The 10,031-nt window shown below is 59.2% G+C and carries 8 protein-coding genes; 2 read left to right on the top strand and 6 right to left on the bottom strand.

All coding sequences use genetic code 11. The features are described from left to right. Positions 1–103: 103 nt before the first annotated feature. Positions 104–874: a WecB/TagA/CpsF family glycosyltransferase gene (locus JXR15_RS02000; protein ID WP_422051568.1), complete on the top strand. Its 771-nt coding sequence runs from the start codon at positions 104–106 to the stop codon at positions 872–874. Here the strand turns inward: JXR15_RS02000 and JXR15_RS01995 are convergent. Genes JXR15_RS01995 through JXR15_RS01985 form a run of 3 tightly spaced genes read right to left on the bottom strand, consistent with a single transcriptional unit; the run spans position 871 to position 5,229 of the window. Continuing rightward, positions 871–1,623 (bottom strand): SDR family oxidoreductase, encoded by a 753-nt coding sequence (locus JXR15_RS01995; RefSeq protein ID WP_422051567.1) that lies wholly within the window; start codon positions 1,621–1,623, stop codon positions 871–873. The two genes, JXR15_RS02000 and JXR15_RS01995, sit on opposite strands and share 4 nt — an antisense overlap. After that, positions 1,616–3,181 carry a GMC oxidoreductase gene (locus JXR15_RS01990; protein ID WP_422051566.1) on the bottom strand — a complete coding sequence of 522 codons (1,566 nt, stop codon included), beginning with the start codon at positions 3,179–3,181 and terminating at the stop codon, positions 1,616–1,618. The genes JXR15_RS01995 and JXR15_RS01990 overlap by 8 nt, the downstream gene beginning before the upstream one ends. Beyond that, positions 3,178–5,229, bottom strand: coding sequence for an acyltransferase family protein (locus tag JXR15_RS01985; RefSeq protein WP_422051565.1), 2,052 nt, complete (start codon positions 5,227–5,229; stop codon positions 3,178–3,180). Before JXR15_RS01985 ends, JXR15_RS01990 begins: the two co-directional genes overlap by 4 nt. Positions 5,230–5,398: 169 nt before the next feature. Here JXR15_RS01985 and JXR15_RS01980 point away from each other — a divergent pair, with 169 nt between their 5' ends. Further along, complete coding sequence (locus JXR15_RS01980; protein ID WP_422051564.1) at positions 5,399–5,908, top strand: serine acetyltransferase; 510 nt, start codon at positions 5,399–5,401, stop codon at positions 5,906–5,908. A 1-nt stretch (position 5,909) separates the two neighbouring features. Here the strand turns inward: JXR15_RS01980 and JXR15_RS01975 are convergent, their stop codons facing one another. The 3 genes from JXR15_RS01975 to JXR15_RS01965 form a co-directional block, all read right to left on the bottom strand. After that, a complete protein-coding gene (locus JXR15_RS01975; protein WP_422051563.1) occupies positions 5,910–7,448 on the bottom strand; it encodes a hypothetical protein in 1,539 nt (512 codons plus the stop codon). Positions 7,449–7,552: 104 nt separating this feature from the next. After that, entirely contained in the window at positions 7,553–8,218 is a 666-nt protein-coding gene (locus tag JXR15_RS01970) for a sugar transferase (protein ID WP_422051562.1), read from the bottom strand. Between the two features lie 482 nt (positions 8,219–8,700). Beyond that, positions 8,701–9,972 carry a GumC family protein gene (locus JXR15_RS01965; protein WP_422051561.1) on the bottom strand — a complete coding sequence of 424 codons (1,272 nt, stop codon included), beginning with the start codon at positions 9,970–9,972 and terminating at the stop codon, positions 8,701–8,703. Between the last annotated feature and the right edge of the window lie 59 nt (positions 9,973–10,031).

Below are 10,031 nucleotides of genomic sequence, written 5' to 3'. Positions count from 1 at the left end.
GCCGATGGTTGGGATGGGGGAATTGTGGCGCTTTTGAACCACTTGAGGGAAATAACTTTGTGGTTTCTGACGTCGGGTGAGGGAGTTGGTAAGGTCTTGCTAAATGAAAGCCAAAGGACACTCTGTGCAGTTTTCCACCATCAAAGGACCGGTGACAGTCAATGTTGCGGACCACGCCACTTTGGAGCGCGCGGTGCGAGCACGGTTTGCGGCTCATGAGGGCTTCGCGCTGGCGACCATCAACCTCGATCATCTGGTGAAATTGGCCAAGGACGAAGGCTTTGCCATCGCCTATTTGGCGCAGGATTTTGTGGTGGCGGACGGCAATCCCATTGTGTGGTTGTCCCGCAAGGCCGGGAAACCGGTGGACCTGCTGCCGGGCGCGGATTTGGTGGTGCCATTGGCGCGGTGGGCGGCCGAGGAAGGCACGCCGGTGGCGTTGATTGGCAGCACCGATGAGGCTTTGGCTGCGGCGGCAGAGGCGTTGAAAACACAAGCTCCGGGCTTGGAAGTCGCGGCTTGTTTCGCTCCGCCCATGGGGTTTGATCCGGAAAGCGCGGCGGCAGAGGCTGTGTTGAAACAGGCAGCGGAGGTGGGCGCGCGGATGGCGTTTCTGGCGCTGGGCGCGCCCAAGCAGGAGCGGCTGGCCGCGCGCGGGCGGCAGGTGGTGCCGCAGATGGGCTTTGCCAGCATTGGGGCGGGATTGGATTTCCTCGCAGGCACGCAAAACCGTGCTCCCGAATGGGTCCGCAAATTGGCGCTGGAGTGGCTTTGGCGCGCGCTGAGCAATCCGGCGCGACTGGCCGGGCGCTATCTGCGCTGTATCGGGATTTTGCCGCGCTTGATGAAAGAGGCGCGCGCGCAGAGGGACTAAGTCGGGATCAGCCGAGGCTTGCGGCTTTTTAATCGCACCGCGTCTTTCAATCGCCCCTTTAGGCCGCGCGACGGCAAGATTTCCCGATCCATCTCAAACACCGCGCCATTCAGTGACGGATCCTCCCAAAGTGCCAGCCCCGCGCCCCATTTGGCCGCGACAGCCGGATCAAGCCCTTCGGCCAAACCCATCTCTGTGTTGAGCATGCCCGGCATCCATGTGCTGATCACAATCTTGGGCAAACGATCCCCCAGATCGGCCACCAAGGCGCGGGAGAAGGTTGTCACCGCGCCTTTGGACACAGAGTAGGCCGCGCTGCAGGGCAGGGGATGCATATCCGCAAAGCTCGACACATTGAGGATACGGCCGCGCCCTGCCTCGCACATGTCCTTGAGGGCCTCCGAGGTGCAGGCCACCGTGCCACCAAGGTTGATCGCCACAGTCTGCATAAAGCTTTCCGGGGTTTCGTCCAGCATGTCGCGGTGCGGGTAGACGCCAGCGTTGTTGATCAAGATCGAGACCGGCGCGATGGTCCGGATGTTGTCAAAGGCGGCGCGCACTTGGGCGGCGTCGGAGACGTCGGCCACCACGGGGGTGAAGCTGTCACCCGCCAAAGCCGCCGTCTCGCGCAGCGCGTCTGCACGGCGTCCCAAGCCCGCGACAAGCAGGTCTTGTCCGCAAAGCTCAATCGCCAAGGCTCGCCCCAATCCGGAGCCCGCGCCGGTGATGACCACCAGTTGCTTAGCCATTTTGGGTCTCCTTCAGGTTCGCAGTGACTACCTCGCCCACCCGTAAGGCGTTGGCGGCGATGGTCAGCGACGGGTTCACGCCCATGGAGGTGGGCATAAAGCTTGCATCCGCCACCCAGAGATTTGCTGTGCCATGTACTTTGCAAGTGCGATCCAGCACCGAGGTTTTGGGATCGTCGCCAAACCGCAATGTACCGCAGGGATGGCCAAAGTTGAGTTCCGGCCCCGCGCCAGTAAAGGCCATGCGAATGCCCTTGAGGCGTTGCTTGAGGGCTTTGCGGAAGGCCTTGCGCCGGTTCTGCAGCTCCGGCGCCATGTCGTAGTTGACCGCCAGGCGGTGCGGATCATCGGGATCATGAAACACACGGTTGTCCGCATAAGGCAGATCTTCGAGAATGCCGACAAAGATTTTGGCGCTGCCAAAGAGTTTCATAGCAATGGCGGCGGGCAGGCGGGTGAACTGGCGCAGCCAGCGCAGCTTGCGCAGCGGCGAGCGGTCAAACGCCATGTTGAGGTAATGCACAATCTCACCGTAACGCGCCTCCACACCCAAAGCCTGCACCAAGCCAAAGCGTTGACCGTCTTGATGATACAGGTCGCGAAAGGCGAGGGATTTGGAGGCCCCTGCGCTGTGTTTTCCCTTGGGCGGCCACAGGGCAAACATCTCGTTCAAGTGGAACATCAGGTTGCGACCCAGAAGGTCATTTCCATTGCCCAAATTGCCTGATGCCATCAGCAAGCGCGGAGAATGTAGCGCCCCTGCGGCCAGCACATAACTGCGTGCCGTGAGCGTAACCTCTTTGTTTTTTTGCGTCACATTGAGGCCCGTCACCGTGCCGTCTTTGGACAGAATTTCCTGTACTTCGCACAAGTCCAAAAGAGCTGCATTGCCTGTTTCCAAAGCTGGCTCTACGCCAGCCGAGCGCCCATCCATCTTGCAATTATTGGGACATTTGCGGCCGAGATAGGCCTCAAAGCCGTCGTCCTCCCGAACAGCCATATGGCCCTGGTACGGGTTTAACCCGACCTCCTGCATTGCACTCATAAGCGCTTCGTCGGCCGCGCTCATCACTGTTGGTGGGAAGAGATTGCCGTCCGGCTGCAACGGATCCGGCGTGCCGCGCACATGGAAGAGTGTTTCTGCGCGATCAAAGTAGGGCGCCATCTCCGCATAGCTGACCGGCCAGCCGCCGGTGGGATGCGGGCGCGTATCGCTGTGGTCCAAATCATGCGGCGCGGGGCGCTCCAATGTGGCGGCGTAAAACACTGAACTACCGCCCACCCCCGCCCCCAAAGGTGCGTTGAAGGTGGTGGTGACCCCGTTCACTGTCGCTTCCAGAGGTTCGGGCCAATAGCCACGCACCAGCCGCGCCTCGCGATCCCAGGTATTGGGGTTGAGCTCCTGCTCTTCCGCCCGCACGCCAGTTGGCCCACGTTCGACAAACAGCACCGACAGTCCTTGTTCCGCAAGGTAGCGCCCAATGGTGCCGCCGCCCATGCCGGTGCCAATCACAATCACGTCCCAGGACTGTGAGGCGGCGTCCTCAAGGGTACTCATTGAGCAGACCGTGCCATCGCCGGATAAAACACCGCCCGCATGCGCTGCGCGGCGGCATTGGTGACGTGGTTGTTGTCAAAATACTGGCCAACGTCGCCTTGCACTGCGTCACACAGGAATTGGTCGCAAAACCACGGCCAGCTGTCCAAAATGGTTGCGCCGCTTTTGGCCAGCGCCGCCGCCGCGCCGCGTTCGCGGGTTTGGGCGTCGGTCACGGTGATTTGTCCGATACGCCGTGCGAGCTGCTCTGACAGGTGTCCAAGCGCCAACGCGCGGGCGACTTTCGGGGCGTTGTAATTCTGGATTTCTGGTGGCTGGCGCAGAATAAAGACGGTGCGATCCAGGTCGCCAATATCCGCCACCGTAGCGGCCAGAGCCTGCCCCAACAGCGCGTCTTGAGTCATGTTGCCAAAGACGTCACTGCTCAGTCGGATGGTGTTGTGGGCGTCACTGCCGCTGCCTCTGCCTGATGCGTAATAGGCCCAGCGGCCGACCAGAATGACGTCTTGAAGCTGTCGCATGTCGCGCAGAGCCTTGCGGATCTGTGCATTGGCATCGGAGCAGGCCGTATCCTGCGCCGGGGTGGCCGCGCTTTCACGTTTTGCCAGATCAAAGGCCGGGGCACAGCCCGCACGCCAGATCACCAAGGCGCTGCGGTCGGCCTCACGCGCCGCCTGTTTGAGGCCTTCGTAATAGGCCCGCACATGGCTGTCGCCCCAGATGATCAGGCTGGGTGAGCTTTGCTTAGGGCCAATCGGGCAAATCTCGATGCCGTTGAACGGCCCTTCGTCGGGTACGTAACAATCAGAGAAATCCTGCAAGAAATCGCCCGTGGCCGCGATATGCACCTGCGCCTGCGGGCCAAAGCGTTTGGGCATGCCGTCAGCTTTGAACACCATAAACGACAGGCCAACCACACTGACCGAGGCCAACGCGGCGGTGAACAACAGACCCCAGGTTGGCAGGTTCTTGGCTTGGCGTACGGGTTGTTCCACGAGGCGCCAGGACAGTACGGCCAGCACAAAGGAAATCGCAATCCAAAGCGCCACTTCGCCGGGGCCGCGATACTGGCCCTGCAGGTATTTGGTGAAGGTGAAGACCGGCCAATGCCAGAGGTAGAGCGAATAGGAGATCAGCCCAATCAGCACTGGAATGCGCATCGACAGCCCACGGTTGACCCAGTTGTCATCCTGTCCATTGCCAATCAGCAACACGGTGCCGAGCACTGGGAAGATCACCTGCCAGCCGGGGAAACCTTCACCGGGCACCACCAGCACAACCGACACCAGCACCAGCGCAAGCCCAGCCCAGCTCAGCGCCTGATGCCGTCGCCACAGATCGGGCCGTTCGATGTTCAAGACGGCCAATCCGACGCCCGCCAAAAGCTCCCAGGCGCGGAACGGAAACAAGAAGAAGGCCGCCGGATGAGACAGCGGCGTGGTCGCCAGATTGCCGACAAATGACAGGCCAAACACCGCGCCCAAAGCCCAGAGCATCACGGTTTTGTTGCGCGCAAACAGCAAAAACAGCAGCGGCAGGAAAATGTAGAACTGTTCCTCAACCGACAGAGACCAGGTGTGCAGCATGATCTTGTCTTCGGCGGCCCCGTCAAAATAGCCGGATTGCCGGAAGAACAGCACGTTGGAGAGATAGACCGTGGCTGCAATCACGCCTTTGGCGGTTTCGCGGAAGTCATTGGGCAATAGGATCAGCGCGCCAATGATGAGCACCACAAAGGCCATGACAAAATAGGCGGGCGCCAGCCGTTTGATACGGCGGACATAAAATTGCCCCAAGGCCAACCGGCCGGTCTCCTGCTGTTCGCGCCACAGAATGCCGCCAATCAAGAAGCCGGAGATCACAAAAAAGATGTCGACTCCTATGAAGCCGCCGCCAAATCCCGGCACGCCAAAATGGTAAAACACCACCGCCAGCACCGCGATGGCGCGCAGCCCGTCGATCTCCGCACGATGGCCTTTGGCGGCTTTTTGATCAGCGGCAAGTTTGGGCGCGGAGGTTTCTACCTCAGGCGACTCTTGGGTGCTCATGCGCGGGCGCATCCTTGGGTTGCTTTGTGCTTTTCTCCAAAAAACATAACTCCCCCCTCGGCTGCAAGCGCCACCGCAACGCAGAGTTAAGTTGCTTTAACACAGAGGTTTTGCGACAACGCTTTGAAACCGCCCGCTTTTGCGGGTGTTTGGCGCGGAGGTTGCCACGGTGCAGACTGACCAAAATGTGTCCGCCACAGAGCCGGATTGGACGCGGGAAGTGCCGCGCGGTTTCTGGGACCCCGGTCCCAAACTGTTGCGCGCGCTGCGCCGCTATCAGGCAGCCAAGGCGCGGGGCGGGCTGATTGGCACGCTGGCATCCAAACGCTGGGTGCTGTCACATCGTTTTTGGTCGGTGATCACTCAGTCAGAATTGCACCTGAATATGCAGATTGCGGGCGGGCTGCGTCTGCCGCATCCCACCGGCATCATTGTGCATCCCAATGCCACCATTGGACCAAACTGCCAGTTGATGCATCAGGTGACCTTGTCAGGCGCGGTGGTTTTGGAAGGCCATGTGGACATCGGTGCGGGGGCCAAGGTGATTGGCCCGTTGACCATTGGCGCGGATGCCGAGGTCGGCGCAAACGCAGTGGTCACGGGTGACGTGCCCGCCGGGGCCGTGGTTGGCGGCGTGCCTGCGAAGATTTTGAAAATGAAGCCGGGATACGGCGACTAGGTTACAGGATGGTGCGGCGCTTTGGCGGTGCTGGTTGGTCTGTTGCCATCTCTGGCTGGTCATCATCATCGTCACGTCTGCTCATCGGGCTGCGCCGGAAAGCGGATTCAGCCCCGCGACGCATTTGCGCCAACCGTTCGGCGTGGCCAAACAGCGTGCCCGCGATCAGCCAGGTGGTGGGCGTGAGCGTGGCATTGGGCAGCATGTCGATCATGTTGAAGCCCAACATCAAGGCCAGCGGTCCAAGATAGGGGGACAGCCCGCGATCATCGCGGTGTTCCATATGGTGCTCATCCAGAAGCGTAAAAGAGGCGTCTTTCTTGAAGCTGTCCCTTTCGGCAATTTTGATCCGACCCAACTCGCGGTTTACAAGGAAAATCGGCAGGGCCATCAGGCCAAACTGCGCGATGTATCCGGCCCAGCCCCAGACGCCGAGCACAATGATCCAATAGCCGTCAGTGACCGAGGTGATCAGACCTGTGGTTTGATTGTGGATGTGATTGCGCCCCCAGATGCCCCAGCCAAACAATGGTTTCTGCATCGCGCGCTCCAGCAGCACGTCTTCATTCTCGATCCGGAAACTCAGCGAATGCGCCCGCTCGGCACTCACTTTTTCCGCCTGTGCGATGATCGCATCGCTGGGCACCAATCCCGCGGTTTTGAGCACCGGGTAGGTCAGCATCATTACGGCCAAGATCGCGGCAACTTTCACTTGGGTGCGGGTATTGAGAAACACAATCAACAGGCCCGCCGCCCCGGCATAAACCAATGTCGCCAGGGTTTTGCAGAGCACCAGAACGGCTGCTAGATAGAAAGCTGCGATCAGGTATTTCGCGCGGGTGCGGCTGGTGTCGGCTTTCCACAGCGTCAGCGCGGCAAGCAGCGAGGTCAGCACAAAATAGGCCAGCCAGATGCCATGGTAGAGAAACACCATCGGGCGATAACCGCTGCCACGAATGGTCTGGCTGAACAGGTGTTGATAGTAGCCGTAGACCCAATTGTTGAGCTGCGGGCTGAGGCGGACCTCCATCAAGATGGGCAGGGAGTAAGCCAATCCGGCAATCATTAGGGCCAGCAGCAGATCACGCTGGTCTTCGCGGGTGCGCAGCAGGGCGCGGGCCATCAGGAAGCCAATGATGCCAATGGATTGGTTGATCGGCTGGGCAATCGCGTCTTGAAAATAGAGGCCGCGCACGTAGTTCTCAGTGAAGACCAGTGGCTCTCCGTTGGTGAATACGGTGAGCACCGGGCTGAAAATCATGATCCCCAAAAGCCAGCGGGCCAAAATGCTGTCCGGCAACAGTTTGGGCCGTTGCGGCAGCACAAAAAACACCACAATCAGGATCGCCAAGTTGGGCAGGCTGCCTTTGTCCAGCGCCGGCATCAGCGGGAAGTCAAATTCCGCTGGCGGTGGGGGCAGCAGCAAGTAAGCCCCGAGCAGGGACCAGATCAACGCACGCCCCGGCGACAGGCTGACAAACAGCCGCCAAATGACCACCGGCCAAAGCATCAGCATCAACGTGGCGAGCAAGTTGGGCATTGGCGTCAGGTCTTCCTTTGTCAGCGGCGTGGTCGGGGCCACACAAACGCAAAACGCGCGCCATGACCATAGCGCGCGTGTCTCAAACTGTCAGGGTGTGGTGTTCAAACGCCGGTGCCGGCCATCACTACGGCCACGGTGCGCCAGACAACCGAGACATCGGTGCGCAGGCTCAGGGCGCGGTCATAATGGCTGTCGTGAATGGCACGCTCGGCAAAGGAACATTCGTTGCGCTCGGAAATCTGCCAAAACCCGGTGATGCCCGGACGCATACGGTAGTAGGCGGTGCCCGGATAAAGCGCGGTCTGCTCCGGCATCATCGGGCGCGGGCCAACCACGGACATGTCGCCCATCAGCACGTTCAGGAACTGTGGCAGCTCGTCCAGCGAGGTTTTGCGGATGAGGCGGCCAATCGGTGTGATGCGCGGATCATGCGCCAGCTTTTGTTTTTCGTTCCACTCTAGCCTGGCCGCTGGATTGGCGCGCAGATAGGCCTCCAGCTTGCGGTCGGCATTGGGCACCATGGAGCGCAGCTTCAACATGGAGAAACGCTTGCCGTTTTTGCCAACACGTTCCTGACGGTAGAACGGTGACGCGCCATCCATCGAGATGAACAGGGCGAGCAGCAGCACAACCAGCGCGACGGGCGTAGCAATGGTCAGGACAAACAGGATGTCGAACGCCCGTTTGAACACGCTGCGGTAAACACTGTAGTGTTCCGGAGCGACTTCAAAGCCTTGCTCAAAATCTTCACGCGAAAAAATCGCCATCGGTCCATCCCCGTAACCCGTTAAAGGGCATCTCAGAACGCATAAATCAGCTGTTCGCGGGCTTGCATAAAAGCCGCGTGCCGTATCGATCTCACCTAGTTTGAATAAGCACCCCGGCAGCAGGGGCTGATCGCATAGGTAATTGCGAATTTGTCCTTTTGATGCTCCTTCATCAGAAGCGCCCACCCAGTGCCTACATTAGTCACAAATTTACAGAAATCCACCGTAACTTTCGGGTAGCTTATCGTAACTCTTTGAAAATAAAGGATATGACGCATTCGACTTTCGATATTTTTTGCAAACTTGGTTAAAATTTGTGGCAAGCCTGCCATTTTGTGGTTCGTGTATGGAAACGGTTATGTAGGTCGCTTTTTGATTGTTTCGCAGGGCGAAAAACTGACTTGGCGTCACCCAACCAAAACTTGGCGGCGATTCGCCGAAATCCAGCGCAAATGGGGTGAAATGTGGCGCAATTGTGGCTGCTATTTGCCCAATTTCAGGATCATTGCCGCCAATCCACCGGACACTGCCAGCAGACCAAACACCTTCGTGAGGCGTCCCAGCTTGCGCCGCCGTCGCTGACGTGGGGTTTCCAGAACCGGGATGGCTGCCACCGCCCGCAGGCGCAGCTGGCGTTCCAACTGACCGCGTGTCCAAATCACCGGGCTGCGCATCTCCAGCACAAACACCAGGCTCAGTGCCACCATCACAGACAGCACACCGCCCATAGCAAGTATGCGTTTGCGCGACGGCGCAATTGGCCAATCCGGCGGCAGCGCCTTTTCCAGCACAGTAAAGCTGTCCGAATGTTGGCTGGCCTCAAGCATCTGCTGCATCTCGGCTTCGGCTTTGCCAGCTGTGATCGCCTGATACTGTTCTTCCAGCTTGGTCAGCTGACGTTCCAAACGGTTATGCTGCTGTTCAATGCGGGGCGTATCCTTGAGCGCGGTTTCGATTTCCGCGATCTCAATAAGATAGAGTTCCCCTTCTTCTTGCAGGCGGCGCAGGCGCTGGGCACGCACGGAATTGCCGCTGCTGGATATGCCGACGTTCTCCAAAAGCTGGCGCTGCACTTCCAACTCGATCTGCTGCAAGTCCGTGAGCCGCGTGCGCAGCGCTTCGACACCGCCGGGCAGCAACACCGCGTTTTCCCGTTTATAGTCGGCGATCTGTTGTTCCAGATTGGTGATCGCGGCGCCAATGCGGCGCTCTTCACTGTCAAAAAAGGACAGGGTTTCGCTCACCTGTTCAGTGCGGCGTTTCTCTTCCTGTTCCAGCACATTGTTTACCAGCTCATTGGCGACATTGGCCGCCAAAACCGGATCGGTCATGCGCACGGAGACCAACAGCGCGGAGGGGCTGATGTCCTGACGCCAGCGGAAATCCGGGTTGGTGATATGCACCACACCCGCAGCACGGCGCAGCAGTTCCACCTTCTGCAACTCACTCAGCGGCGCGTCATTGTAGAGGCCAAACTTGTCGACGATGGTCAGCAGATTGTCCCGCGCCATTACGCGCTGTTCCACAATTTGTAGCTTTTGCAGAATGTCAGCATTTAACGCACCGGGGGAGGTTGCGCCGGTTTTGATCGAGGGCTGCTCGATCTGGATGGTGGCATAGGTCTCATATTCGCGCGGCAGACCCAGCACGTAGGCCAGCGAGATCAACCCGCCGATGACAATGATGCTTGCCCACAGGAAGAACCTCCTGCGCAGCATGCTCAGCACCTCGCCAAATGATTGGAACTTGTCCATGCCCGTCCTCAAAATCGTTCTGGCGCGACTCAGATTCGCGCTCTTGAAGACAATTTATG

Source organism: Shimia sp. (assembly GCF_049116215.1).
GTDB lineage: Bacteria > Pseudomonadota > Alphaproteobacteria > Rhodobacterales > Rhodobacteraceae > Shimia.
This window is presented reverse-complemented; position numbering and strand designations above follow the sequence as displayed.

Bases quoted from the DNA above. Each gene is read 5' to 3' on its own strand.
- JXR15_RS02000 (WP_422051568.1), top strand. From the start codon at position 104: ATGAAAGCCAAAGGACACTCTGTGCAGTTTTCCACCATCAAAGGACCG.
- JXR15_RS01995 (WP_422051567.1), bottom strand. From the start codon at position 1,623: ATGGCTAAGCAACTGGTGGTCATCACCGGCGCGGGCTCCGGATTGGGG.
- JXR15_RS01990 (WP_422051566.1), bottom strand. From the start codon at position 3,181: ATGAGTACCCTTGAGGACGCCGCCTCACAGTCCTGGGACGTGATTGTG.
- JXR15_RS01985 (WP_422051565.1), bottom strand. From the start codon at position 5,229: ATGAGCACCCAAGAGTCGCCTGAGGTAGAAACCTCCGCGCCCAAACTT.
- JXR15_RS01975 (WP_422051563.1), bottom strand. From the start codon at position 7,448: ATGCCCAACTTGCTCGCCACGTTGATGCTGATGCTTTGGCCGGTGGTC.
- JXR15_RS01970 (WP_422051562.1), bottom strand. From the start codon at position 8,218: ATGGCGATTTTTTCGCGTGAAGATTTTGAGCAAGGCTTTGAAGTCGCT.
- JXR15_RS01965 (WP_422051561.1), bottom strand. From the start codon at position 9,972: ATGGACAAGTTCCAATCATTTGGCGAGGTGCTGAGCATGCTGCGCAGG.